The following is a 26,661-nucleotide window of genomic DNA, read 5'->3' as shown; positions in this document are numbered from 1 at the left end:
ATGTTCTCTTGCAGGTGAAGCTACCGCAACAGAACAGGAGATTGTTGAGTTGAGGAAAAAACAAATTGTCTAAGCAAGATTTGATTGAAATGGAAGGCACAGTCACCGAGTCATTGCCTAATGCGATGTTTCGTGTTGACTTGGATAATGGCTTTAATGTCTTGGCACACATTTCGGGCAAAATCCGCCGCAATTACATCAAGATTTTACCTGGCGATCGCGTCAAAGTGGAGTTAACGCCATACGACTTGACAAAGGGCAGAATCACTTATCGACTACGCAAGAAGTAAGGCTATGTAGAGAATATTACCATACAAACACTTTTTTGGATATTCCTTGGTCATTTAACTGACTAATTTTCTGAAAAATGCTATAATTCACTATTTGGAGTTAATTACAAAAGGCATGAAAGTCAGAGCCTCAGTCAAGAAGATTTGTGAAAAGTGCAACGTGATCAAACGCCGTGGTCGCGTCATGGTGATTTGTGTTAACCCCAAGCATAAGCAACGTCAAGGATAGTGCTCTGATTATAACCAGAGACACGAGTGTGACACACACCAAAAACAGCCCAAAATGCGAGTAATCGCGTTTTTATAACAGCAATTGCGAGAACAAGAGGGAGAAATTCATTGTGGCACGTATTGCCGGAGTAGACCTGCCACGCGATAAGCGTGTAGAAATTGGTCTCACCTATATCTACGGAATTGGTTTATCTAGATCGCAAGAAATTTTAGCGACAACAGGTGTCAACCCAGATACACGTGTAAAAGATCTTAGTGATGCTGATGTTGCAGCCCTGCGAGGCGAAATAGAAAGCAACTATCAAGTTGAAGGGGATTTGCGGCGCTGGGAAGCAATGAACATCAAGCGCCTCATTGACATTGGTACTTACAGAGGCCGTCGTCATCGCATGGGCTTACCTGTCAGAGGACAAAGAACCCGCACAAATGCTAGAACCCGCCGTGGTAGAAGGCAAACTGTAGCCGGTAAGAAGAAGGCACCAGGCAAATAAAATTTCACTGCTTGCTCATCAAAGCAAAATTTACTTTAATTTCACTACACAACTATGGCGCGACAACCAACCAAAAAATCTGGGAGCAAAAAGCAGAAGCGTAACGTACCCAACGGTATGGCTTACATCCAGTCTACTTTCAACAATAGCATTGTCACTATTACCGACCAAAACGGAGATGTGATTTCTTGGGCAAGTGCTGGTTCTAGCGGTTTTAAAGGCGCAAAAAAGGGAACTCCGTTTGCTGCACAAACTGCTGCTGAAAGTGCTGCTCGAAGAGCCATCGATCAAGGAATGCGCCAAATCGAAGTCATGGTCAGTGGGCCAGGCGCAGGTAGAGAAACTGCCATTCGAGCGCTGCAAGGAGCGGGACTGGAAATTACGCTCATTCGGGATATTACTCCAATTCCTCACAATGGTTGCCGTCCACCTAAGCGCCGCCGAGTTTAGTCCCTACTTAGTAGGAGGTAACAGCAAGAAATTCGAGGATGGGAAAGTCACCTGTAATGCCTGCTAGAAGTTCGAGCTTGTAGCCTGCTGTGGACAGACTCAGCTTTTGAACTTCAGGCAGATGAGGCGACTAGAAGTAAAGTTAGCGCCTCCATGAAGGAGGTTTGCTCAACTTTGGAAAACCCAAAATTAATTATTAACACCCATGAGCTAAAGAAGGAAATTAAATACCAGTATCATTAGCTGGATAATTGATATACCTAAAATTAAGCTTCAGGGAAAAAACTAAATTCAGGAGGCAAGCGATTTGCCTACTAGTAGCACCTTAAAAAAAGGGAGGCAACTCCGTGGCGCAGTTTCAAATTGAATGTGTAGATTCTAATACTGAGGAAAGTCGAAACCATTACAGTAAATTTGTCCTCGAACCTCTAGAACGCGGTCAAGGTACCACAGTTGGTAACGCCTTACGTCGCGTTTTACTGTCAAATCTAGAGGGAACCGCAGTTACAGCAGTGCGGATAGCAGGCGTTTCACACGAGTTTGCCACAGTTCCTGGTGTGCGGGAAGATGTCTTAGAAATCTTGATGAGAATGAAAGAAGTCATTCTCAAAAGCTATTCATCTCAACCTCAAATTGGGCGGTTACTCGTAAACGGCCCTACAACAGTTACGGCAGCACATTTTGATTTGCCAAGTGAAGTAGAAATTATCGATCCAACTCAGTATGTAGCTACCTTAGCAGAAGGTGGCAAGTTGGAAATGGAATTTCGGATCGAGAAAGGTAAGGGTTATCGCACTGTAGAGCGAGGACGCGAAGAAGCCACATCTTTGGACTTCTTGCAAATCGACTCCGTGTTTATGCCAGTGCGAAAAGTCAACTATAGTGTTGAAGAAGCCCGTGGGGATGGCTCTATCACTAAAGACCGATTACTGTTAGAAGTCTGGACAAATGGTAGTATTTCTCCACAAGAAGCACTATCATCTGCTGCCGGAATTCTGGTAGATCTATTTAATCCCCTCAAAGATATCTCACTCGAACCTACCGATACAGGTTCAGATATCCCAGACGACCCAACCGCTCAAATTCCGATCGAAGAATTGCAACTTTCTGTACGGGCATATAACTGTCTCAAGCGAGCACAAGTTAACTCTGTAGCCGACTTGTTGGATTATACCCAAGAAGACTTGTTAGAAATTAAAAACTTCGGTCAGAAGTCAGCGGAAGAGGTAGTTGAAGCTTTACAGCGACGCTTAGGCATCACCTTGCCCCAAGAAAGAAGCTCTAAACACAGCTAAATCAAAACCGTTAGTAATTGATAGTGCATTATTATGCGTCACCGTTGTCGGGTCAAAAAACTTGGTAAACCAGCAGACCAGCGTCGCGCTTTATTGCGTGCGCTCACCACTGAACTAGTTCGTCATGGAAGGATTACTACTACTTTAGTGAGAGCTAAGGTTGTGAGAGCTGAAGTAGATAAAATGATTACCTTAGCTAAAGACGGTTCCTTGGCATCCCGCCGAGCCGCTCTAGGCTATATCTACGACAAACAACTAGTTCATGCTCTATTTGAGCAAGCTCCCACTCGCTATAGCAACCGCAACGGGGGTTATACTCGCATCCTGCATACAGTCCCTCGTCGAGGCGACCATGCTGAGATGGCCATTCTTGAACTAGTTTAAGAAGGATGAAGGATGAAGGATGAAGAATCAGAAAAGTAAAATTCAGACTTCAAACTTCAGCCTTAAGTAATTCTATGTTAGAAAGCCACCAGCCAACAGGAACTCATAGAGTAGCCCTGGTAATTCAATACCTGGGCACTCATTTTCATGGCTGGCAACGGCAAAAGCAACAGCGTACAGTCCAAGAAGAAATAGAAACTGCGATCGCTAAAATTCTTGGGTATCATGTGACACTACATGGCGCAGGCAGAACTGATGCTGGAGTTCACGCCGCCGCCCAAGTAGCCCATTTTGAAGCCACAGGTTTAATTCCACCTCACAAATGGGCAGCCGTCCTTAATAGCTATTTGCCCAATGATATTTTAATCAGGGCTTCAGCCGGTGTAGGTAACCGTTGGCACGCTCGTTTTAGTGCAGCCTATCGACGGTATCGCTACACAATATACACTGAAGATCAACCTAACTTGTTTGTTAGGCCCTTCAGTTGGCATTATTATTATGCGCCCCTAGATGAATCATTAATTAAGGCTGCCCTCAAACCCCTACTGGGAAAGCATCATCTTGCTGCTTTTCATCGTGCAGGTTCAAAGCGATCGCATTCTTGGGTAGAAGTACAAGCAGCAGAGTGTCATCGCAGTGGGCCATTAATCCATATTGAAATTCAGGCAGATGGATTTTTATATGGCATGGTTCGGCTGTTGGTAGGGATGTTGGTACAAGTAGGTACTGGACAGCGCACCCTAGCCAACTTTACTGAATTGTGGAAAGCTGAACGACGAGAAGAAGTGAAATATGCTGCACCCGCCCAAGGCTTGTGCTTGTTGCGAGTCGGCTATCCAGATTTCCCTTTTTCCCCAGATGTTTGGTATGACAATCTGCCAAAATTCGTTTTTAGTCAAGAGTCAATGGTCAAAAGTCAATAGTCAACCAGCACTAGCCTAATGACAAACGACAAATGACGAAGGACAAATGACATAGAAAAATGACAAAGGACAAATTACAAATGACTAAAACATACCTTCCTCCTCAAGATGCTCTTGAGCGTGAGTGGTACATAGTAGATGCCACAGATCAACGCCTCGGCCGCCTCGCTAGTGAAATCGCTATGGTTTTGCGAGGCAAAAAGAAAGCTGAATATACTCCTCACCTAGATACAGGTGATTTTGTCATTGTTATCAATGCTGAGAAAATAGCAGTTACAGGTAAAAAACGTACTCAAAAGCTCTATCGTCGCCATTCTGGCCGTCCTGGTGGAATGAAAACCGAAACATTCGCGAAACTGCAACAGCGTATACCAGAAAGAATTGTAGAACACGCTGTTAAGGGGATGTTACCTAAAAATAGCCTGGGTAAGCAGTTGTTTACTAAGCTGAAAGTCTATGCTGGGCCAACTCACCCCCATGCAGCGCAAAAACCCAAAGAACTTAAAGTTAATACAATTCCTGGAGCAGAAAGTTAATGATAGCAGTAGCAGAAACTACTAGTGGTCGTGCCGTATACTGGGGTACTGGCCGCCGTAAGTCAGCAGTAGCAAGAGTACGTTTGATTCCAGGTAGCGGTCAACTGACCGTGAATGGTAAAGATGGCAACTTGTACTTCCAATTCAACGCCAACTACCTGGGCGTGATCAAAGGCCCTCTAGAAACATTGGGTCTAGAAAACGAATATGACATTTTGGTAAAGGCTGAAGGTGGTGGCTTAACCGGACAAGCTGATTCTATCCGTTTGGGTGTGGCTCGTGCTTTATGTCAGTTAGACCCAGATAACCGTTCCCCCTTAAAAACAGAAGGTTACCTAACTCGTGACCCACGGGCTAAAGAGCGGAAGAAATACGGTTTACATAAAGCTCGCAAAGCACCTCAGTACTCAAAGCGTTAGGTTATTGGGCATTGGGCATTGGGCATTGGGTATTAATTGTTTCGCCTTGTCCTCTTGGTCTGCCTTGCCTACGCTTTGAAATTATCTGAAAGTTATAATTGATATAGATTCACCACAAAAGGAACAATGGCTAAACCTGAAATTCATCCAAAGTGGTATCCAGATGCGAAAGTTTACTGCAACGGTCAAGTTGTAATGACTGTTGGCTCTACCAAGCCAGAACTGCACGTAGATGTTTGGTCTGGAAACCATCCTTTCTACACCGGCACCCAGAAGATTATCGATACTGAGGGTCGAGTAGAGCGCTTCCTTCGCAAGTACGGTATGAGCAGCACTCAAACCTCAGGCGACACAGACAAAAAGTAGCGGGTTGGCTCTGCTGTTAACGACGACCCTGCAATCAGCTGGGTCGATTGTCATTTAATGCTTGAGCCAACTTGTTATTTTAAGGAGCGTCGCACTCATCATGGCTGAATCATACCTGCTGGACAAACTAAAATCTGTTGAACAAACCTTTAATGAATTAACTCGTCGTCTTGGTGACCCCGATACCGCGAGAAATCCTGACGAGTTTCAACAAATTGCTAAATCTCGTTCTTCTTTGGAAGAGGTAGTTAATACCTATGAAACTTGGAAAGTAGCTCAAGAAGATTTGATCGGAGCGCGTCAGGTTTACAAAGAATCGGCGAGCGATCCGGAGTTGCAAGAAATGGCAGCCCTGGAAGTAGATGAACTAGAGCAAAAGCTGGAATTTTTAGAAAACCGCTTAAAAATATTGTTGCTACCCCGCGATCCCAACGATGATAAAAACATTATGTTGGAAATTCGCGCTGGTACTGGCGGCGACGAAGCGAGTATTTGGGCAGGTGATTTACTGCGGATGTACTCTCGCTACGCTGATGGACAGAACTGGAGAGTGAAACTAGTGAGCGAGTCACTAGGTGAAATGGGCGGCTTTAAAGAAGTAATCCTGGAAATTCAGGGTGAGAGTGTTTACAGTAAGCTGAAGTTTGAAGCCGGAGTACATCGCGTACAGCGTGTACCTGCAACCGAAGCTGGGGGAAGGGTTCACACCTCTACAGCTACAGTGGCTATCATGCCAGAGGTCGATGATGTAGAAATCCACATTGACCCTAAGGATATTGAAATGACCACAGCTCGTTCTGGTGGTGCTGGTGGACAAAACGTCAACAAGGTGGAAACTGCTGTTGACTTGATGCACAAACCCACAGGAATTCGGATTTTCTGTACAGAAGAACGCAGCCAGTTGCAAAACAAAGAACGGGCAATGCAAATTCTGCGAGCGAAACTTTACGAAATGAAGTTACGCGAACAACAAGAAGCTGTAACTTCTATGCGGCGATCGCAAGTTGGTACAGGGTCGCGATCGGAAAAAATTCGCACCTATAATTATAAAGATAACCGGGTTACCGATCACCGTTTGGGACAAAACTATTCTCTTAACCCTGTATTGGAAGGTGATTTAGAGTCAGTTATACAATCTTGTATCTCTCAAGACCAGCAGGAACGTTTAGCAGAGTTAGCGGCCTCTGGTGCTACTAGCTAATTGTTTTGTAATAAATCTTCTCAAACCACTTGTTGTGATGTTATTTTTAACGCGCACAAGCGGTTCTCTAATGCAGTATAGATAGCATCCTCCATTTCTTGAAAATAATGGTAGTTGGCAAATTCGTATTGCATTATGTAATTTAATTTCTTCAATTCATTGAAGTTTAAGCAGCTATCAACTAACTGTTCGACTGCTTTTTGCCAACGGCTAAAAATTCGGTAGCTGAAAAAGCTGCTGCAAATGTTACCCCGCTCATCCCAATAAGAAATACAAACCTGATGCTTCAGGCAATGGATTTTCTTGATTTGCTGAACCTTATAGCCTTTGCCTGTTAAGGCTGCTTTAGCCTCAGCATGAGAAATATGCCACTGTTCTGGTTTAATTTTATTAGCGCTGATCAGGTTTTGACCCTTGCGGCGATAAGAGTTGCTTTTGCGCGGCTGATACAACATGATGCACCTTTTTCCCATGATTTTCCTGCAAGCGGTCTGTCACGAATTTCCGCGATAAAATGAATTAGTGTCTTCAATCTAAATTGATTGACATTTAAACTTGTAATTTCCAATCTTAGATTTAATTTACCATTGGCAAGCAAACTTGTAAATGGCAAAATCAATATTTATTGGCGAGCAAGTAAACCCGTGAATCTCGTTGAAAAAATAAACAGCAGTGGATTTAGAGGCTAGAAAGAAACTTATTGAAGTCGTGAAAATGGCTCGTGGCTCTATGAGTCAACGAGCTTTTGGTAAGCTTCTGGGTGTTTCGGCTACTGCTGTGCAATTGTGGGAAAAAGGCGAATCGATTCCTGATACACAGAATTTAGCTAACATCGCAGCCAGAGCAGGCTACACAATGGAGGAGTTGCTTAACTACTTAGGTGTTAAGCCAATATCAGAATCCTCCGATGTTAATCAGATTGTGAAGTACATCAAATCTATGCCATTGAATGAAGTAGCAATCATTGGTAGAGCTGTAATGGATAGATTGGCTGCGGCGGCTGAAGCGTCTGTAGATGAAGCAAAAGCAAGTTGAATATTTGTGAGCGATCGCTCGTTTGTTTACAAGTAAACTTGTAAAGTTATCTGTATAGGCAACCAAAATTTTGTTAATTTTTATTACAAATATCTAATAATAAATACAAATTTTATCAGGATATTACTTTCTGCTTTTTGTGCATGAGATAGCACTAGTGACGATCAAAAGTAAAGCAATAAAGATGAAATTGCTTTGGCTTATTGGATGTGGAAGCCTCGTGTATTAATTGAGATAATGTTACAATCTTGAATTTTCCGAGGTGTGTTTATGTCACTACCCAATGAACCTTCAGCTTGGCAAGTAGAATCAAGCGATGTTTTTATGCCAATCTACTATAAAGGCGATTTAGCTGGTTTTTTTAAGCGAGAATATGCAGATGAAATTATTAAGTTTTTAAACCAGGATGAAGTTTTAAAAAAAGCACTTAAATTGGCTTGCACTGATTTAGTTAAAGCTGCTGGTGGTGACAGCAAGCAAGTCGAAGATAAGATAAGAAAATATATAAAAATTAGCGAACGTCCCAAATATGGAACTAGGGCGATCGCACTTTTATTAAGTGAAAGACAAAAAGCTTTAGATTTGAGTAGTCAGGAGTTTGCTAAATTTTGCGATACATTTAAAGTTTCTCCTTCTGAACTCAATAATATTTATGCTGGAGAAGTTATTGATGATAGCTTGTTAGCGCCACTTTCACGAATATTAGGTATATCAAAAGAACAGTTGAAAGAAGTGCGCGATGGTGCTGAAGAATAAATTAATAGATGCATCTATAATACGAAAATTGTAGACTTTTGTGAAAACTGACATTTTATTTTATCGGCTATTTCAAGAAATACCTAGTATTTTCTTTGAAATCATTGGCAATCCTCCTGACGAAGCAAACAATTATCTGTTTTCATCAGTTGAAATTAAACAAACTTCATTCCGAATAGATGGGTTATTTTTGCCTATAGAAATTACTGATAGACCAATTTACTTCGTTGAAGTTCAATTTCAACAAGATGACGAAATTTACTCACGACTGATTGCAGAAATAAGTTTATACCTGCGTCAGAATAAACCTAAAAATGATTGGAGTGCTGTAGTTTTATACCCAAACAGGAGTGTAGATACAGGAGATATTAAACATTATCGTGAATTCTTTGCCAGTCACAGGATAAAACGGATTTATCTAAATGAATTGGGTGATACAGCTACTTTACCAGTTAGCATAGCAACCGTTAAATTAGTAGTTGAAGATGCAGAGATAGCGATTCACCAAGCGCGAGAGTTAATCAAGAAAACTAAGCAAGAGATAAACTCACAATTACAGCAGCAATTATTACAATTAATAGAAACTATCTTAGTTTACAAATTTCCTAACATGAGTCGGGAGGAAATCGAAGCCATGTTTAGTTTGAGCGAGTTAAAACAGACAAGATTTTATCAGGAAGCTTTTCAGGAAGGCAAAGAAGAAGGCATAGAGCAAGGTGTAAGAAGAGGTAAGTTAAAAGCAGTACTACCAATGTTGACAGCTGGGTTGACTGTAGAGCAAATAGCTCAAGCTTTAGAATTGAGTGCGGAGGAAGTTAGCCAAATAGTACAACAGCAGGCTTCTAATTCCAGTAGCAACGAAGAATAACAGCATAATTTGAATACTAGGGTAGACAAATGTCGAAATGGGTGGTTGTGATTAGGTATATATAACTTAATTAGCTATGAGCGTAACAATCTCAAACTCTTTTTTTATCATTCAGCAATTTTTCCCGACGAAATATTAATTAAATTTTGTTAAGATTGACACGGCATTAGCACTTCATTCCCCAACTACCCATCCCCTACCTGAGAAAAACTTGATGCTGCGACTAGAACATATTAGTAAAATTTATCCCACAGGTGAAGTTCTCAAAGATATCAACTGGGAAGTTAAACCTGGCGATCGCATCGGCTTAGTCGGTGTGAACGGCGCAGGTAAATCTACCCAACTGAAAATTATCTCTGGAGAAATGGAACCGACGGCGGGGGAAATTATTCGTCCTGCGAGTTTACATATAGCCTACCTCAACCAAGAGTTTGAAGTAGACCCCGGCCGCACTGTGAGAGAAGAATTTTGGACTGTTTTTAAAGAAGCGAATCAAGTGCAGCTTTCCATCGCCCAAGTGACTAGGGATATGGAAACTGCGACTCCAGAGGAACTCGATCACTTAATTAACAAATTGGATCGCTTACAGCGCCAGTTTGAAGGCTTGGATGGCTATGGTTTAGAAGCACGCATCGGCAAAATCTTGCCAGAGATGGGATTTGAACAAGAAGATGGCGATCGCCTCGTTAGCGCCTTCTCTGGTGGTTGGCAAATGCGGATGAGTTTGGGTAAAATCCTGTTGCAAAAACCAGATTTATTGCTACTGGACGAACCAACAAACCACTTAGATTTAGAAACTATTGAGTGGTTGGAAAATTACTTAAAAAGTCTAGTGACTCCAATGGTGATAGTCTCCCATGACCGGGAGTTTCTTGACCGCCTCTGCACTCAAATTGTAGAAACAGAACGTGGTGTTTCGACTACTTACCTGGGTAATTATTCATCATACCTGCAACAAAAAGCTGAAAATCAATCAGCACAGTTGAGTGCTTACGAACGACAGCAGAAAGAACTAGAGAAACAACAAGCTTTCGTTGATAGATTTCGCGCTAGTGCTACCCGTAGTACTCAAGCTAAAAGCCGCGAAAAACAACTAGAAAAAATCGAGAGAATTGAAGCACCTACAGGTGGTGTCAGAACTCTACATTTTCGCTTTCCCGATGCACCCCGTAGCGGACGAGAAGTGGTCACCATTAAAGATTTAACTCATATCTATGATGATAAAATCTTATTTTTAGGAGCCAATCTCTTCATTGAAAGAGGCGATCGCATTGCTTTCTTAGGCCCCAACGGTGCGGGTAAATCTACCCTACTGCGGGTGATTATGGGTATGGAACCACCCACTGAAGGTAGCGTTAAATTAGGCGATCACAATGTGATTCCTGGTTACTTTGAACAAAATCAAGCAGAAGCTTTAGATTTGAAAAAGACAGTCATGGAAACTATTCATGATGAAGTTCCCGACTGGAAAAATGAAGAAGTGCGTACATTATTAGGACGCTTCTTATTTACTGGAGACACAGTATTTAAACAAGTTGGCGCATTAAGTGGAGGCGAAAAAGCACGTCTAGCTTTAGCAAAAATGCTCTTACGTCCAGCAAATTTACTCATCTTGGATGAGCCGACAAACCACCTAGATATTCCAGCTAAAGAAATGTTGGAAGAAGCCCTGCAGAATTACGATGGTACAGCGATTGTTGTCTCTCACGACCGTTATTTTATCTCCCAGGTAGCTAATAAAATCGTAGAAATTCGCGATGGTGAATTCCGCGTTTATTTAGGTAATTATCATTACTATCTAGATAAAATTGCTGAAGAAAAAGAAGCTGAAAAACTAGCTGCGATCGCGGCGGAAAAAGCTGCCAAGAAAGCTGCTAAAGCCGCTAAAGCTTCGGCAAAACGCAAATAATAAGTTAGTAATAACACTGAATTTTACGTAGTGTGCATGATGCTGCAATAGCTTAGTTGAAAAGTGTTCATTCTCAGCTTTCAACATCATGCACTACTGCTATACAATGATGAATTAGACAGTAAATAGTATATTCTACAGAAATAGCAAGAAATCTATAAAAGTTGCAGCAAAACGCAAATTAGAGTCTGACTGCTAGCACTATACAAAAACTTTTTTGATAATTAGCCCCACACAAGTATCACAAAAAATAAGCAAAAGTTACTAAAGTTAAAAAAACTCTAAAAAATACTGAATTTTTTGATAAAAGAAGTTAATAAGCAGAAATCCTCTTGCAGTGGTGATTAGCAGTGGTATCATTCGGGTATTACAAAAAGTAAAGGGCAATTTTACTATGACCAAAGCACCTGTTGCTCCTGTGGTGCTAGTCATTTTAGACGGATGGGGCTACTGCGAGGAGAAGCGTGGAAACGCTATAGTTAATGCGAAAACTCCAGTCATGGATAGCTTATGGGCAGCTTATCCACACACCCTCATTCGCACATCAGGAAAAGCCGTAGGGTTGCCAGATGGTCAAATGGGCAACTCGGAAGTTGGTCATTTGAACATTGGCGCTGGGCGAGTAGTACCGCAAGAATTAGTACGCATCTCCGATGCGGTGGAAGACGGTTCTATTAAGCTCAATCCAGCACTTGTCAAAATTTGCCAGGAAGTGCGCGATCGCAATGGCAAGCTTCACATAGTAGGTCTGTGTTCAGAGGGTGGAGTACATTCCCATCTCACCCATTTATTCGGACTACTGGACTTAGCTAAGGATCAGCAAATTTCCCAAGTTTGTATCCACGCCATTACCGATGGTCGTGACACAGCACCCTCAGAAGGTGTCAAAGCAATTGGGCAGCTGCAAGAATATATAGACCGCTTAGGTGTAGGGCAGATAGTCACCCTTAGCGGTCGCTATTATGCGATGGATCGCGATCATCGTTGGGATCGGGTTAAACGTGCCTATGACGTAATGACCCAAGATGAAGTAACCGATAATCGCCAAGCCGTAGAAGTTTTAGCAGCATCCTACGCCGCCGGAGTCACAGACGAATTCATCAACCCCACACGTATTGCTCCTGGCGCAATTGCAGCCGGGGATGGAGTGATATTCTTCAACTTCCGCCCCGATCGCGCTAGACAACTCACTCAAGCTTTTGTCAGCCCAGAATTTAAGGGCTTTGAAAGGCAGTTAATTCAACCACTTTCTTTTGCTACTTTTACTCAGTACGATCCAGATTTAAAAGTAGCTGTTGCCTTTGAGCCACAGAATCTCACAAATATTTTGGGAGAAGTCGTCGCCAATCACGGATTAAAGCAATTCCGCACTGCTGAAACCGAAAAATACGCCCATGTTACCTACTTCTTTAATGGCGGTCTAGAAGATCCTTTCGAGGGTGAAGACCGGGAACTCGTAAGTAGTCCTATGGTAGCAACTTACGACAAAGCTCCGGCGATGTCAGCCGCAGCCGTTACAGAAGTAGCGATCGCCGCGATTGAAAAATGTATCTACTCGTTGGTTGTAATTAACTATGCCAACCCAGACATGGTAGGACATACGGGTCAGATAGAAGCTACGATAGAAGCAATTGAAAAAGTTGATCTCTGTTTGGGTCGCCTACTTGCTAGCATTACTAAAGTTGGTGGCACAACAATTATTACTGCTGACCACGGTAATGCTGAGTATATGCTAGATGATGCGGGTAATCCTTGGACAGCCCACACCACTAACCCAGTCCCCTTAATTCTTTTGGAAGGAGAAAAAGTCAAAATCCCTGGACATGGTACAAATGTCGAACTACGAAGCGATGGCAAGCTAGCCGACATTGCGCCGACAATTCTAGAGATTTTACAACTTCCTCAGCCATCAGAAATGACAGGGCGATCGCTCGTTGTCCCAGCTGGATATGATGTGCAACGCAGTCGTACTCCCGCGCAAGTAGGTTTGTAAAATAGATAACAGTTAACTGTTACCTTCACCCTGGCACTTCTGTTTTGAAATTGACTATCTATTTAGATTCCTACCATGACAGTTTCTAATATTGTTCAAGGCATTTGGGCGCTTTCCGCCGTTGGTTTAATCGTCTTAGTACTGCTGCATAGTCCTAAAGGAGATGGTATTGGAGCCATTGGTGGACAAGCTCAACTGTTTAGCAGCACTAAAAGCGCAGAAAACACCTTAAACCGAATTACTTGGGCATTAACAGTAGTTTTTCTAGGTTTAACAGTAGTTTTAAGTGCTGGCTGGCTACCTAAGTAAGCATAGGGAATAGGGATATGGGACAAAAAATCCAATACCCAACACCCAACCCCCTAAAAAATTTACTTACACGACATTTACTAGCAGTTCTCACCTTAGCAATAAGTACAGGGCTGCTAGTTATTTTTATGCATCTCCCTACAAATGCTAATTTTGCCCAAGTAACCGAATATTCTAGGGACTTAATAACTTCTCTCCCAGCCTCCTCATACCCCTCTCCAAAACCTTATCCTTTACCGCCAACGCTAGCTAAATGGCAAGATAATACCAACAGTGGTGATTACTTTGCTCAAATTACACCCACCCAAGTTGGTTATCTAGTTTGGTCACAATTTCCTATTAAAGTTTACATAGAAACGCCAACGGCAGTTAACAGCCAGCAAGCTCAAGCTTGGGTTAACAGCGTCTTACAAGCTGTGCAGGAGTGGAATGCTTACTTACCTTTATTGATAGTGGAAAAACCAGAGGTTGCAGATATTAAAATTTTGCGAAAAGCGCCTCCTCTGCAAATTTCTCCCGTCGATAAAATACCCCGTGCGCGTTCTGCTTTAACTACCTACGAGTTATATACCAACAACAAAGTTTTATTACACCGCTTCACAATATTATTAAGTCCTAGCCAGACAGGTAATTATGTCCTAGCCGCAGCGCGTCATGAACTCGGCCATGCTTTGGGAATTTGGGGGCATAGTCCGTTACAAACCGATGCTTTATACTTTTCTCAAGTTCGCCAACCGCCGCCGATTTCTATTAGAGATGTGAATACCTTGAAGCGGGTTTATCAACAGCCTACTAGTTTGGGGTGGTCTTCATAGTCGCTTGAGTTTTAACTGGATAGGAGCTTTTGTAACGCTATCCTCATCTTTGTCATAGTGAATTTTCTCTGTCAACAATATAAAATTTGTCCCGATAGGATAAGTAAAAATGCGTAATAATAGTCATAAATTCACCTAAAATTGCCTAAAACTTCAGTATGATTAACGAATCAATGATTAAACTCACCATTTCCTGGATAAATCCAGATGATGAAAAATTAGAAGATGAAACTGTATACCTACTGGATGAGATGAAACAGGTAGATGAGTTTGAAACAGTAGGACGTGTACAAGTACCTCTAGAAGACATACCAGATAAGGCAAAACCTCTTGGAAATTTTCTGCCAGGATTTTTGATGGCTGAGGTAAGTCCGAAAAATATCAAAGGTGCATTGGGTTATTTGCACAGTCGTCTGTCTGGTAAAGAAATTGAATTTGAAGTTGAGGCAAACGGTAAGAAGTTAAAAGTCAAAGCTAAAAATTATAGTCAGCAAGAGTTACTAGATGTTGTGAAAGCAGCAGAAGAAGTTATCAAATCTAATTAAAGGTTTAGATATTCTATGGCAAAAAAAGTAGCACTACTCATTGGGGTTAGTGAGTATCAATCTGGTTTTACCCCATTACCTGCATCTATAGGAGATATAGACGCAATGCAACGGGTTTTAAAGAACCCGGAAATTGGAGGTTTTGATGAAATCAAAATACTTAAAAACCCTAGTTCTCAGTTAATGAGTGAAGCAATTGAGGATTTATTTGCGAGTCGTCGAACAGATGATTTAGTGCTGCTATTTTTTTCTGGTCACGGAGGTAAATTAGCTAACAATAAACTTTATTTTGCCACTTCTAATACTCGGAAAAATAGTAATAACAATACAGAAGTAGTTATATCAACGGCAGTAACAGCTAGTTTCGTGAATCAAATCATGAGCAATAGCGCGTCCCGTTATCAGGTGTTGATCCTCGATTGCTGCTATAGTGGTGCTTTTACTAATGATTTGTATGTAAAAAATGATGGTTCTGAGTCAATAAAAAACCAACTTGGTGGAGAGGGACGGGTTATTATTACGTCTTCAGCTTTCACTGAATATTCTTATGAACAGGAAGGAGGAGATATTTCGCTTTTTACTCGTTACATTGTAGAAGGTTTAGAAGATGGTGTAGCAGATAGAGATGATGATGGTTGGATATCAGTTTATGAATTATATGATTATGCTAAAGATCAAGTTAGAAAAGCTGCTCCAAAAATGAGTCCACGGATTTATGCAGTCAGAGAAGGATTTAATATTAAGCTAGCTAAGTCATCGACTGACGATCCCAAAAAAATATATCATCAAGAAGTTGAGTTTTTGGTACGTAATGGTGATGGTCAAATTTCTGATACTGGTCGTGATTTATTGAATGAACTAAAAAATGAATATCTAATAAATACTGAGGAAGCTTCTGCAATTGAGGAGAAGGTTTTAAAGCCTTATAAAGACTTGAAGGAGAAGTCAAAGCGCTATCAATCTAGGTTTAGAAGAGAGATTCAACAAAGATATCCAATCAGTAATCAAACTCGCGAAGAATTAATACGTTTGGGAAAAATTTTACAACTTACGGATGAGAAAATAGCTCTGATTGAAAATCAAGTAATTGAAGAAAGACAGCAAAACTTGCTAGAATACGAGCAAGCTTTTCGTTTTGCAATTGAGCAATCCTACCCAGTTAAACATCTAGATTCTGGGTTGATAGAACTTCAGCAGCGCTTACAACTGAAGGATGAAAATATTAGGGCTATCGAAGCTCCTATAATCGCATTTAAGGAGAGTAGGTTACAGGAGTATGAAAATAAGTTTACTCAGGTAGTAAAGCAAACATCTTCTATCAATAGGCAAGCAAAACGTAATTTACAAGAGTTAAAAAACTCATTGGAACTCAAGGATGATGAAGCAAGCCGAATAGAACAGCGCGTTATTGCAAAAATAAAACAGGAGAAAAATTTTAACAGAAAGTTAAAAATTGGACAATTTATAATTGGAATATTATTAATTATATTAATTATAATAGGCTATTTTTTTACACCTACAGCTATAATTCTAGTTTCTGATTATAGAAAAGAACAAAGTCTTCCTGATGCAAAAATGAAAATGAGTTGGGGAGAAAAAAATCTGTTAGATACAGATAGAAATGATAACAAAAAGCAAGCACAACAGGCATTTGAAAAGGGTAATTATCCAACAGCTTTGAATTATTTTAAGGAAGCAATAAAAAATAATCCAATTGATGATCCGGAGGCATTAATTGGCTATAACAATGCCAATGCTCACATTCAAGCAAACAGTGATAACAAACTGATTCTCAGCATTGCTGTTAGCGTACCTATAGGAAATAACCCCGATATAGCCAAACAAATATTACGTGGCGTATCTTTGGCTCAAAAAGACGTAAATGATAATGGTGGTATTAGATTTTCAAAAAACGCAAACGAAAGCCCACGATTTTTAAATGTTTTGATTGCTGATGATAGCAATGAACCAAAAATGGCTGTAAAAATTGCTAAAGAATTAGTCAAGAATAAATCAAATTTTAGTAATGTGTTAGCAATTGTGGGGCACAACTCTAGCAATACATCACTTAAGGCGGCTCCCATATATCAAGACGGAGGTTTAGTAATGATCACCCCCACAAGTGATGCAAGGGAAATAACAGCATTCGGCCCTCCTGTATTTCATATAATGCCTTTTTTAGAAAGAATTGCTGAAAAACTAGCAAATCATGTTTCAAGAGATAGTAATATAGAAAAAATTGCTATTTGTGCTGATTTATCTTCTCGAGCTAGTGAATCTCATGAAAGAGTTTTTAGTATAGCTATTCGTGATGAAAGAAACAGGTTACTTTCAGGAAAACCGTGTATTATTTCAGATAATTTTGATACAGATAAAATTATAGAAGAATTAGAAAAAGATAAGGTTAATACAATACTTTTGTTACCTGCGGTCGAAAAAATAAATAAAGCTATAGAACTTGCAAAAAAAGCACATGATAAGGGTTGGAAATTATTAGGCTCTCCTACAATGAATACCAATCAAACATTAGCTGAAGGAAAATATTTTAAAGATATGTTAATTCCAGTACCTTGGAATCATAAAGAAGGGAATGATAAAAGTAACTCTTTTAATGTCACAAAGCAAGACCTGAAAGTAGCTAATGTTACTTGGCGTACTGCGATGGCTTATGATACAACCCAAGCCATTGTTAAAGCTTTTGAGGAAATTATAAATAATCGTAAAGAAATAAACCGTACCAATCTTAGAGACAGGCTTTCTAGAAAGGGATTCCGCTTAGGCTTAGATAATAATAAAGATTTTTCTCAACAGAAATTTTCATTAAAACCTGTTACAGGAGAAGTCAATTTTAGAGGTGAGCGTGAAGCAGAAGTATCAATATTACAAGTAAAGGAAGATAGTGAAAATCCAGGCAAGTATATTTTCGATTCTATTCCAACAGAAAAAGTACAATTTCAAGCTGAATTTTAATTTATTTGGCATTACGTAAAACGATTTTCTCTACGTAAAATTAGGTAAGTTGGGTTTAGATTAAGCAACTTAAAAATTAGTATAGCTGCACTCTTTTATGCTCTCAGATGCAGTGCAGCCAACCAAAATTTATATCAGTACCCTTACTTACAATCTATGAGTTAGGGGTAAAGGTCGCTGTAGTAAAACTTCGCGGTACAATTGTTCCAACTGAGTAATATTATCAGTGAGGGTATAGCGTTCCAATACACGCTTTCTGGCTTTCTGTCCCAACACAGTTGTTAACTCTGGATGATCTTGAAATAGTGGCAACAGGGTTTTTAATTGCGATCGCACTGTTTTAGTATTTAAAACTACCCCTGCACCTTTTTCTAATACTTCACCATCAGCACCCACATCTGTGGCTAAACACGCCAACCCGCAGGCCATTGCTTCTAAAAGAGATAAAGATAACCCTTCTACCAACGAAGGCAAAATAAATACATCTGCCCCCCGTAGAATTTCGATGCGTCGGGTTTCATCGGCAATGAATCCTAGCCAGATAATGCCTTCCTCTGCACCATAAAACGGCTGTAAAGACGGCTTCAAAGGCCCATCGCCTACAATCAGTAGCTTGCTATCAGCTTCCAACCCTGACTGCTTCCAAGCGCGTAGCAGCGGTTCCACATTCTTTTCTGGTGCTATCCGGCCTTGATAGACAAATAGGCGTTTGGCTTGAAATTCAGCTTTGATTTGAGAAGGGCCTGGAGAATATTTAGCAGTATCAACTCCATTAGGGATGACTGCAACATTTTCTTCCCGCACACCCATCCGCCCTAATAACTCGCGTTGAATTTGGGAAAATACAATCACGCGATCGTAGTTCACTAAGAAAGGTGCGTATAGCTGATAAGCCAAAAGTTGCGTTCCGGAAATGAGTTTTGCCCCTTTCCCTGCAAATGGGGTATGGAAAGTCGCAATTAGAGGCAAATTCAGTTGCTCGCAAATTTCTGGAAGAATAAAGTCCAAGGGAGATAAAGTCAAAGAAGCGTGGACTATATCTGGTTTAATTTTTCGCAACGACTCAGTTAATACTTTGGTTGCTTTAAAAGTGGGAATTGTGTAAACCTGGGACTTGTAAATGAAGGGTAAGGAAACTTCTTGAAATTTTGGCCAGTTATCAGGTTCAGATTCTTCTTGAGCAAAGTGGAGAAAGCTAACTTCATGACCTCGGTCTAACAAGGCATTTGTAATTTCTCGACTGTAGGTAACATTGCCGCAAAAGGGTGATTTTTTTCCAATCCAGGCTATACGCATTCTTTATTTAGTTATAAGAACAGCGGGTTTAATATTTAGTTATTGTTTGTGGTTTTGCTTTTAGCTGTTTGTTATCGCTGGCTTTTAGTTACTATTACACCCCATTTTTTCTACCCATAAAATAGCCAAATTCTCAGATTAATTTAGCTAGTTTAGTTATAGCTGTAGTTATCCTACTAAGAATTTGTGAATACATATGAGTCAATCAAAAGCAATCGAGCCAGGATTCACAATGATCCCGAGTTAAGCCTATAGTGATTTATGGCTGAGTTCAGTCTATCACGAAAATTTCAGCTTTCAGTAAATGATTAATTATGTCAAGCTAATGTTTAATTACTCACGATGCGAGGTATACCAAGTAAAGATACCTCCGAAAAAGACAATTACAGCTAATGCTAAAAAGACAGCTTGTAATCCAATAAAGGTCTCTGCTACACCCGCTAATGCTAAGGGTAAAGAAAGAGCAATATTAATGACATTATTTTGCAAACCGAAGACTTTACCCCGCATTTCTGGTGGGGTTTCTGTTTGAATTGCAGTTTGCATCGGGATACCCACAAGTGCGCCAAAAACACCCAATAGTGCTACTAACAAAAGCACTATCCAAAGCTGTGTTGTAAAGATGGATAACCCTATTAAGGAAGCTGCCATCCCCAGACAACCACAAAGACTAAGGGCAGTATAGGAGAAACGTTGACCAAACTGACCAAGAATTGTTGCCCCTGCAGCAATTCCCACACCACCAGCTGCTAGTAAAAAGCCAAATTGTGAGGCTTTCATGTTGGGAATGATTTCTGCCATTCTTACAGCTAAAACTGTTAAGGCGGCAAATATGGAAAACAAGATGATCAGTTGTACTAAAGCGCTACGAACACGATGATTATCTTTGAGATAACGTAAGCCATCCCGTAAATCTGAGAAAACATGAGGAAATTCGGTGGCTGAGTCGTGAGGTTTTTCGTTAGTTACCAAGAAACTCAAAATTATTCCTGCGATCGCATAACTTCCACCTACGACCATTTCTTTTCCAAATCCGCCACTTGCACCCAGATTTAGCCAAAGTTGATCCGCGATCGCTAATAGTGGTTCGCCAACAGCAAAACCAACAATTACCGAGGCCATCATTGTTGTGGTGTACAGTGAGTTAGCTGAGAGTAAATGTTGCTCTTCCACCACCAAAGGAATTGCTGTTTGTTCGGCTGGGGCGAAAAACTGTGTGAGGGTGGAAACTAAAAAAGTCACGCTTAAGATGATCAAAAAACCTACAGGCAATACTCCCACTGGTTGCCAATCATGAGTCAACCATAACAGCAAGGGAATCACCAACACCAAAATTCCCCGCCAAATATTGGTAGCTACTAATACAGTCTTTTTCGACCAGCGATCCACAAACACACCAGCCACAGAACCAAATAGCACGGCGGGTATGGTAAAAGCCATCATTAAGGCAGATACCCAACCACTAATACTTTGATGACTAGCTTGAAACTGCGTATTAATCAAGGCAATCATCAACACCAGATAAACTTTATCTGCTAGCTGGCAAAAAACTTGTCCACCCCAAAGGGCTAAGAAATTTGGGTTTTTTAATACAGGTAAAAACCCCTTTTGAGGTACATCATTTGATGGTTCATCTTTACCTGAATCAGGCCCCTTGATATCGGGTGGTTCTTTTGCTGAGGTAATAGCGGCTTGGCCATTAGCCTCAGCCTGAGTAGATTTGGCTTCTGAATTAATAAAATCAGGTTTTGATTTTTCCGATAGCCAATTTTTATTATTTGGCGAAATCTCCCGGGGGGAAATTTCGTGGTTATTGATTTGACTGGGCCGAGACTTCGGAACAGCACTCAAGTGGCTGGGTGCTGTAGAATCTGATGCTCTATTCTGTTTTTTGGCGTAGCTCGGTGACAAAGGCAGGATTTTTGTATCCAAATCAGACGGTTGCATCATGGTTGGCAGCAAAATAAGAATCAATTAAAGTGGCGGAGCGGATTGGATGACCCAAATGATACTGAGCATAATGGCGCAGAATTTGCTCAACAGCTAACCAGTCATTATCTCTGGTGGTACTAATTTGCATTATCTCTGGTTGTGACAGCTGCTGCAGAATATCAAGTTCTTTTGCATTTAATCGCCCAGAAATCACTGGTAGTTCTTGGCGATGCATCACTGTTTGGTAACCCGAGATGGTTGTTGCTGGGGTTGCGGGGAGATGAGGCGATCGCGTCTTGGAAGAGTTGATTTGTCTCTCCCTCTCTTTTTGTTTTCGCAAGTCTTCCCAAGTCTCTAAGCAAACTGTGCCACCAGCAGAAATACTAAATCCTACTTGCCACTGCGGGTTTGTAAAATTTGGTATCAGGGGGCGTTGCGTGAGACAACAAACTTGCACTTGAGGTGTTAGTCCCGCCAACGCTAAAAGGTGAAACACTCCCTGAGACAGATGAGCTAAGATGCTCGCTTCGTTATTAGACACTGCCTCTAACCGATTGAGATGTTCGTTAAGCAGCTCATACAGTTCTTCTTGGGGTTGTTCGCTTAAAGCTTGACTGAGGACTATTTCTGCTAGATATTGGCTAGCTGCCAATTTCCCTAAATCTTTAGTCAAACCTGGATAGGTTTTTACTGTTTGTGCTTGTGTAATTTTATCGAGCGATCGCCCTTTAGCAATCAGTAGTTCGTTGACAACAAACATCCCACTCCTACCACCCAGGCTTGAATTGTGCTTACGTGCCCCTGGGGCCACTGCTCGGATTAAACCGAACTCTTTTGTCAAAATTGTTACTATTCTATCTGATTCTCCCAGCGCCTGGGCTTTCAGATTAATTCCTGTTACTTGATAGGTTTTACTCATTAGCCAAGAGTCCGTAGGGGCGGGTTAAACCCGCATATTTAGGGGCAGACGCAATATTTCATTTAAACCGCCCGTAAATTAGTCATCAGTCCTGCGTCATTAATTCTGAGTACAAAATACCAATGACTATTCCACTTTTTCTGGGTTATTGCGCTGACGGATTAAATCGATACCGCGAGACGTGCCTAATCTAGTAGCACCCGCCAAGATTAATTCTAAGGCTTGATTAATGGTACGAATACCGCCAGAGGCCTTAATTCCTAACCTTTCTCGGGCAATCTCTTTCAAAAGTCGCACATCTTCCACAGTGACACCCCCATTCCAACCCGTACTGGTCTTTAAGAATGCGGCCCCTGCTTCCATAGCCAATTCTGCCGCTACCTTCTTTTCTGGATCTGTCAACAGGTTAGTTTCTAAAATGACCTTCACAGTTTGCCCGGTTGCTTCACAAATTTCCGCAATTTCCCGGTGGACTGCTTCAGTTTTACCAGCTTTTAACCAACCCAAGTTGAGCACTACATCAAGTTCAGTGGCTCCATTTTCCACTGCTTCTTGAGCCTCATACAACTTAACTGCGGAAGTAGTCGCTCCAGTAGGAAAGCCAATTACTGCACAGACTTTGGGATTTTTACCGTGGAGGAGTTCTGCGGCTCGCTTTACATAGGTAGGGTGCAAGCAAACCGCCGCAAAATGAAATCTATCTGCTTCTTCACACCATTGCTCAACCTGCTCTGGAGTAGCCGTTGGCGTTAACAGGGCGTGATCGATAAATGGCGCAATATCAATGTCGGGATAGTCTGCTGCCATCGTGCCTTTTGCCAATTATTGATTATTAAACTTTATAAAAAATTAAAACATTTCTTATATATATATTAAACCACATTTATTACGAGTTTATCCTGAAAACCGAACTGCTGAATAGGTCTGAGATATCGGCTTTCTAGATGGACTGAAAACACTTAAGTATTCAAGTTAACATTAGACACTTTTAACTTGAGTACGCTTAATAGGATTTTAGCTACTAATTAATAAGAAGTTAAGAATAGTTTCAGCTAATGCTTTTGATGCCAAATATGGTACTCCATTACCAATAGTTTTAAACATATTGGTGAGTGACATATCCTCTGGAAGCGCAAAATTGGCAGGTAAAGATTGAATTGCTAAGGCTTCAGCAGCAGAAATTCTTCTCACTTTGTAAGGATGCAAATGTACTTCATTATTGCCATAACAAGCAGTTGGCGAGTAGCGCCATCTGTGTAAACGTTTGAAGGACTTTCGAGAATCATCTCCCTCGTCAATTGAAGCGAATTTTGTGATTCCTGCTCTAGGTTGAAAATAATGTTGAGCATTGGGATGTTGAGCCACATTATTTTTTCTAAACCAGTATTCAACTGTGAGTTCTTGAGGAATATTTTCCGGGCAAGTAATTATAGAATCTTCTTGGAATGATGTACATTGACTCCAAGGGTAAGCAAAGACTTCTTCTTGAGGATATAAAATATAATTTTTCCACGGAAAGAAATTAGAAATTTTTAAATTATCGCGTTCTCTTAAGCTATTTCGGAAGCCAATAAGAATAATTCTTTCTCTATCCTGTGGCACACCATATTCAATAGCATTAATTAAGCGTTCTGTTAATATATAGCCAGCTTTTTGTAATTTCTGCTTTAACGATTCAAAAAATAAACGATGTTTTTTTGTCCGCCACAAACCTTTGACATTTTCAAATAAAAAGAAATCTGGTAAATGATTACAAATCAATTCAATATAAGATGCAGAAAGTTTACCATTATCTCCCAAATGACCTTTATTTTTTCCGCCTATGGAAAAATCTGGACAAGGAGGCCCGCCAATAAAGCCAACAATATTATGAGATTTTCGGCAGTCCTGGACTAATTCACCTAAAAGTTGAGCGGGTAATCCTTCTAAAAGTTTAGTTACGTCTGCGGCTTCACCTTGATGATACCCATATTCAGGCAATGGTAGGTTAAGAATTTCCCGTGAATAACGGTATGCGGCAAGGAATGGCGGAAATATTTCATTGACATAAACAATATAAAAACCGCTAGTTTCAAATCCTAAATCGAGGAACCCGGAGCCAGCAAAGAAGGAAAATATACAAGTACGATAATTAGCCATCTATTAACTACGAGATTTTCTTTAATTTCTCAGAAAAAAGTCTCGTCTAATACTAATTAGCCTGCGATTTAAATCGCAGGCTGATTATCTACTGACATTAAGATTTAAGTTAATTTAAGGGAATTATCCCACAGCCTTCTCAACAGCAACTTCTGGTAACAAGCGCTTAACACCTTGCTTAACAAAACCTTGCAGAAAAGCCATCTGCTGATTTTGCTGGAAGACATTTTGTAAAGTTTGCCGCAATTTTTCCAAATTCAGGTTATTGCCAGAATCTAGAGCTATTTCTTGTTGTTGGAAATACTCTATTAAACTTAAGCCAGCAACTCTGGTGAGATAAGCTGCACTAACTCCCTGTACCACGCCACCAGCGACAAAGGTGACGACGTTACTTTTGAGAACAGTACTCACAGCTTTTGTAGAAAGTTCGACTAAACCCAGCTTCAGCATTAAACTTCCCATCGTTCCAGCGACAGTTTGCGCCTGTTCTAAAGAAAATTTCTGCTGATAGATATTACCCAAATCCATGACCATTTGAGCATTAATCGCCGCAGTTGCTAAAACATCAAGTGCAGGGACTGGATTAGCAAAAGCAGCAGCCGCAGCTATCCATTGATATTGTTCGATAGCTGGGGTAGCGCGATCGCGTCTAATGTTATTTAACCAGGTTTTTGCTTCAGCTTTCAGCAAGTTAGCTTTTCTAATAGTTGTTGTCCAGGCTAACTTCTGTGCTTGCTGGGCTAAAATCTCTCCTAGTTGCTGTGTCAAAGACTGGATATCTGCTGCTGGTTGTTCTAACCATTCTTGTACAGCACCATCAGCTTCATGTTTCCGGACTTTAATGGGAATGGGAGAGGCGGCTGTTGCAACTAAATTTCCTTGTGTCCGTTGTTTCAGTGACAGCAAGATGCTAGCACGTTCATCAGGTAAATACTGGTCTTGCTTGTTGAAAACCAACAAAACAGGTTGATTTGCAGCTTTTAGCTGCTGTAAAGTTTGAAATTCTGAATCGGTTAAATCACCGTTAGTCAGGAAGAGGATAAAATCAGATGTTTCCACTTCTGCCAAAACATCTGTATCTGATTTGTTACCAGCTTGAATATATAAAGGTGCTGTCTCTTGGAAGCTGACTTTTTGCTTGATTTGGGATTGCCAGCTAGATTTTAAAACCTCAATTAAGGTAGTTTTACCGACAGATTTCCCACCAGTAACAGCTAGTTTAAGTTCTTGCCTATCTAAATCTAAGAGTAATTGGTTAACTTGTGTTCGTAAGTTCCCTATGGCTGGATGTTGTTCTGATTCTTGTGCCAGTTGGTTAATTACGACTTCTGCTTTAGCGATCGCATTTTCTACATCTGCTCGTTCTACAAGCATGATATCAAGCTGCTCTACACTAGCTTTCGGGCGATTTTGCTGCAATAACCACAAACCACCGCCGACTGCCAAAGCACTCAGTAAACCAAATTCTCCTACCTGCACTATGGAATCTTGCCAACTGTCTAACATCCACAGAGAAAACGACAGTCCCAATCCTCCTACTAAAATTGGTCGTTGCAACTTCACAACTATGACTCTCCGCGCTTTTTGGATGGCTTACTCCAGAATAGATCAAAACCCTGCTTCCCCGAATGAGACAGGCGAACAAACACAATTTTCTTTACTTACCGCTTGTAAGATTAATTCCCAAGCTTCACGATATTGTGCAGAACGAGGTTTACGCTGTCGTTTTTCAGTTTCCACAAGGTGGATTTCGCTACCATAACCGATGAACACATCGACTGGGAAGATATAGAATATATCAAGTTTTTCTATATATACTATGGCAAAATCAAAGTCTGCTGGCTGATATGCCTCTCTTCGCATGAATCGGCGATTTGTTTTAGTGCGACGATTATCTACAACATAATTTCCAGAAGGCTGATCAAACCAAGCATATTTGACTTGAATTTTGAGTACAGTTCCTTCAATATCAAAAGCTAAATCGTAAGGGAGCCTGTCGCCTACAGGTTTTAAAACTCCCCAACCCCGCTTTAAGGCGTGAAGAATAGTTGCTTGTTCTGCAATATCTCCTTTAAGCTTGGTGTCCATAAGCTGTTACGCATTTAAGTTGCATAGTTACTTATCAGGATTGTCCAGAGTCAAAGGTCAAAAGTCCAAGTTTATCCTTGACTCTTAAACGCCAGTTCACTCTACGGAGGGAACCTCCGCACGTGACTGGCTCCTCTTGAGCCTTGACAACCCAAACAACAAAATGTGCAATTTAGATATATAAAATAAATCCCTGAAACCATTTAGAGTCTCAGGGATTTATCGTTCTTTTAATTTGGTGGCGGGAAGTGGATTTGAACCACTGACCTTCGGGTTATGCTTACCATCTACAGCTTTCGCTGCCCAGACTTGCTGGTTTGTGGTCTGGACTGTCCCTTCACCCTCGTCTTTAACGTTAGGGTGCCTGCCTTCCAGTCTCTACACCTTCTCCATTTCTGGAGCTTGGTTCGGGATTACCACGCTAATGGCTTCCCCGAGTTTGACAGGTAAACGCACGTAAGTTTCTCTACGTACCGCCCATAACAAAGTTAACTGATAAGC

28 protein-coding genes are annotated in these 26,661 nt (G+C 40.9%); 20 read left to right on the top strand and 8 right to left on the bottom strand.

The window, feature by feature from the left end; translation table 11 throughout:
* Positions 1-65: 65 nt before the first annotated feature.
* From infA to prfA, 11 genes are all read left to right on the top strand, one after another.
* Positions 66-290 (top strand): translation initiation factor IF-1, encoded by a 225-nt coding sequence (infA, locus tag HG267_RS04095; RefSeq protein WP_006276978.1) that lies wholly within the window; start codon positions 66-68, stop codon positions 288-290.
* A 115-nt stretch (positions 291-405) separates the two neighbouring features.
* A complete protein-coding gene (rpmJ, locus tag HG267_RS04090) occupies positions 406-519 on the top strand; it encodes a 50S ribosomal protein L36 (RefSeq protein ID WP_015129703.1) in 114 nt (37 codons plus the stop codon).
* Positions 520-631: 112 nt separating this feature from the next.
* A complete protein-coding gene (rpsM, locus tag HG267_RS04085; protein ID WP_045870355.1) occupies positions 632-1,012 on the top strand; it encodes a 30S ribosomal protein S13 in 381 nt (126 codons plus the stop codon).
* A gap of 54 nt (positions 1,013-1,066) precedes the next feature.
* Positions 1,067-1,462 (top strand): 30S ribosomal protein S11, encoded by a 396-nt coding sequence (gene rpsK / locus HG267_RS04080; RefSeq protein WP_010998331.1) that lies wholly within the window; start codon positions 1,067-1,069, stop codon positions 1,460-1,462.
* 347 nt (positions 1,463-1,809) lie between these two features.
* Positions 1,810-2,757: a DNA-directed RNA polymerase subunit alpha gene (locus HG267_RS04075; RefSeq protein ID WP_045870354.1), complete on the top strand. Its 948-nt coding sequence runs from the start codon at positions 1,810-1,812 to the stop codon at positions 2,755-2,757.
* A gap of 33 nt (positions 2,758-2,790) precedes the next feature.
* Positions 2,791-3,141 carry a 50S ribosomal protein L17 gene (gene rplQ, locus HG267_RS04070; RefSeq protein ID WP_045870353.1) on the top strand — a complete coding sequence of 117 codons (351 nt, stop codon included), beginning with the start codon at positions 2,791-2,793 and terminating at the stop codon, positions 3,139-3,141.
* A gap of 74 nt (positions 3,142-3,215) precedes the next feature.
* Complete coding sequence (truA, locus tag HG267_RS04065) at positions 3,216-4,064, top strand: tRNA pseudouridine(38-40) synthase TruA (protein WP_045870352.1); 849 nt, start codon at positions 3,216-3,218, stop codon at positions 4,062-4,064.
* An 80-nt stretch (positions 4,065-4,144) separates the two neighbouring features.
* Positions 4,145-4,600 (top strand): 50S ribosomal protein L13, encoded by a 456-nt coding sequence (rplM, locus tag HG267_RS04060; RefSeq protein WP_045870531.1) that lies wholly within the window; start codon positions 4,145-4,147, stop codon positions 4,598-4,600.
* Positions 4,601-4,602: 2 nt separating this feature from the next.
* Entirely contained in the window at positions 4,603-5,019 is a 417-nt protein-coding gene (gene rpsI, locus HG267_RS04055; protein WP_190445850.1) for a 30S ribosomal protein S9, read from the top strand.
* A gap of 126 nt (positions 5,020-5,145) precedes the next feature.
* The gene (gene rpmE / locus HG267_RS04050; protein ID WP_045870350.1) at positions 5,146-5,385 is read left to right on the top strand and encodes a 50S ribosomal protein L31; all 240 of its coding nucleotides are present in this window, start codon (positions 5,146-5,148) and stop codon (positions 5,383-5,385) included.
* 100 nt (positions 5,386-5,485) lie between these two features.
* Complete coding sequence (gene prfA / locus HG267_RS04045; protein WP_045870349.1) at positions 5,486-6,586, top strand: peptide chain release factor 1; 1,101 nt, start codon at positions 5,486-5,488, stop codon at positions 6,584-6,586.
* A gap of 20 nt (positions 6,587-6,606) precedes the next feature.
* On the opposite strand, the gene HG267_RS04040 is transcribed toward prfA, so the two are convergent.
* Positions 6,607-7,041, bottom strand: coding sequence for a hypothetical protein (locus HG267_RS04040; protein ID WP_045870348.1), 435 nt, complete (start codon positions 7,039-7,041; stop codon positions 6,607-6,609).
* A gap of 217 nt (positions 7,042-7,258) precedes the next feature.
* Between HG267_RS04040 and HG267_RS04035 the strand changes: the two genes are divergently transcribed.
* The 9 genes from HG267_RS04035 (at position 7,259) to HG267_RS03995 (ending at position 17,786) form a co-directional block, all read left to right on the top strand.
* Positions 7,259-7,621 (top strand): helix-turn-helix domain-containing protein, encoded by a 363-nt coding sequence (locus HG267_RS04035; protein WP_045870347.1) that lies wholly within the window; start codon positions 7,259-7,261, stop codon positions 7,619-7,621.
* Positions 7,622-7,891: 270 nt separating this feature from the next.
* Positions 7,892-8,377 carry a hypothetical protein gene (locus tag HG267_RS04030; protein ID WP_045870346.1) on the top strand — a complete coding sequence of 162 codons (486 nt, stop codon included), beginning with the start codon at positions 7,892-7,894 and terminating at the stop codon, positions 8,375-8,377.
* A 40-nt stretch (positions 8,378-8,417) separates the two neighbouring features.
* Entirely contained in the window at positions 8,418-9,245 is an 828-nt protein-coding gene (locus HG267_RS04025; RefSeq protein WP_045870345.1) for an Rpn family recombination-promoting nuclease/putative transposase, read from the top strand.
* A 214-nt stretch (positions 9,246-9,459) separates the two neighbouring features.
* Positions 9,460-11,154, top strand: a complete 1,695-nt coding sequence (locus HG267_RS04020; protein ID WP_045870344.1) for an ABC-F family ATP-binding cassette domain-containing protein — start codon at positions 9,460-9,462, stop codon at positions 11,152-11,154.
* A gap of 394 nt (positions 11,155-11,548) precedes the next feature.
* Complete coding sequence (gene gpmI / locus HG267_RS04015) at positions 11,549-13,147, top strand: 2,3-bisphosphoglycerate-independent phosphoglycerate mutase (RefSeq protein ID WP_045870530.1); 1,599 nt, start codon at positions 11,549-11,551, stop codon at positions 13,145-13,147.
* Between the two features lie 75 nt (positions 13,148-13,222).
* Positions 13,223-13,456 carry a preprotein translocase subunit SecG gene (gene secG, locus HG267_RS04010; protein WP_045870343.1) on the top strand — a complete coding sequence of 78 codons (234 nt, stop codon included), beginning with the start codon at positions 13,223-13,225 and terminating at the stop codon, positions 13,454-13,456.
* A gap of 17 nt (positions 13,457-13,473) precedes the next feature.
* Positions 13,474-14,271: a peptidase gene (locus tag HG267_RS04005; protein WP_045870342.1), complete on the top strand. Its 798-nt coding sequence runs from the start codon at positions 13,474-13,476 to the stop codon at positions 14,269-14,271.
* Between the two features lie 158 nt (positions 14,272-14,429).
* Positions 14,430-14,816: a hypothetical protein gene (locus tag HG267_RS04000; protein ID WP_045870341.1), complete on the top strand. Its 387-nt coding sequence runs from the start codon at positions 14,430-14,432 to the stop codon at positions 14,814-14,816.
* Between the two features lie 15 nt (positions 14,817-14,831).
* Positions 14,832-17,786: a caspase, EACC1-associated type gene (locus HG267_RS03995; RefSeq protein ID WP_052335186.1), complete on the top strand. Its 2,955-nt coding sequence runs from the start codon at positions 14,832-14,834 to the stop codon at positions 17,784-17,786.
* Positions 17,787-17,933: 147 nt separating this feature from the next.
* Here HG267_RS03995 and HG267_RS03990 read toward each other — a convergent pair whose 3' ends face one another.
* The 7 genes from HG267_RS03990 to HG267_RS03960 form a co-directional block, all read right to left on the bottom strand.
* The gene (locus HG267_RS03990; RefSeq protein ID WP_045870340.1) at positions 17,934-19,082 is read right to left on the bottom strand and encodes a glycosyltransferase family 4 protein; all 1,149 of its coding nucleotides are present in this window, start codon (positions 19,080-19,082) and stop codon (positions 17,934-17,936) included.
* A gap of 333 nt (positions 19,083-19,415) precedes the next feature.
* Complete coding sequence (locus tag HG267_RS03985; protein ID WP_045870339.1) at positions 19,416-21,032, bottom strand: MFS transporter; 1,617 nt, start codon at positions 21,030-21,032, stop codon at positions 19,416-19,418.
* Positions 21,016-21,933, bottom strand: coding sequence for a DNA repair protein RecO (gene recO, locus HG267_RS03980; protein WP_045870338.1), 918 nt, complete (start codon positions 21,931-21,933; stop codon positions 21,016-21,018). Before recO ends, HG267_RS03985 begins: the two co-directional genes overlap by 17 nt.
* 126 nt (positions 21,934-22,059) lie before the next feature.
* Entirely contained in the window at positions 22,060-22,740 is a 681-nt protein-coding gene (gene deoC, locus HG267_RS03975; RefSeq protein ID WP_045870337.1) for a deoxyribose-phosphate aldolase, read from the bottom strand.
* 207 nt (positions 22,741-22,947) lie between these two features.
* Positions 22,948-24,072: a DNA cytosine methyltransferase gene (locus tag HG267_RS03970; protein ID WP_045870336.1), complete on the bottom strand. Its 1,125-nt coding sequence runs from the start codon at positions 24,070-24,072 to the stop codon at positions 22,948-22,950.
* A 123-nt stretch (positions 24,073-24,195) separates the two neighbouring features.
* The gene (locus HG267_RS03965) at positions 24,196-25,641 is read right to left on the bottom strand and encodes a YcjF family protein (RefSeq protein ID WP_045870335.1); all 1,446 of its coding nucleotides are present in this window, start codon (positions 25,639-25,641) and stop codon (positions 24,196-24,198) included.
* A gap of 39 nt (positions 25,642-25,680) precedes the next feature.
* Positions 25,681-26,160 (bottom strand): group I intron-associated PD-(D/E)XK endonuclease, encoded by a 480-nt coding sequence (locus HG267_RS03960; RefSeq protein ID WP_045870334.1) that lies wholly within the window; start codon positions 26,158-26,160, stop codon positions 25,681-25,683.
* Between the last annotated feature and the right edge of the window lie 501 nt (positions 26,161-26,661).

It is taken from the genome of Tolypothrix sp. PCC 7601 (assembly GCF_025677855.1).
Classification (GTDB): Bacteria; Cyanobacteriota; Cyanobacteriia; order Cyanobacteriales; family Nostocaceae; genus Aulosira; species Aulosira diplosiphon.
The sequence above is the reverse complement of the archived record's forward strand: the minus strand, read 5'-3'. Positions and strand labels throughout refer to the sequence as shown.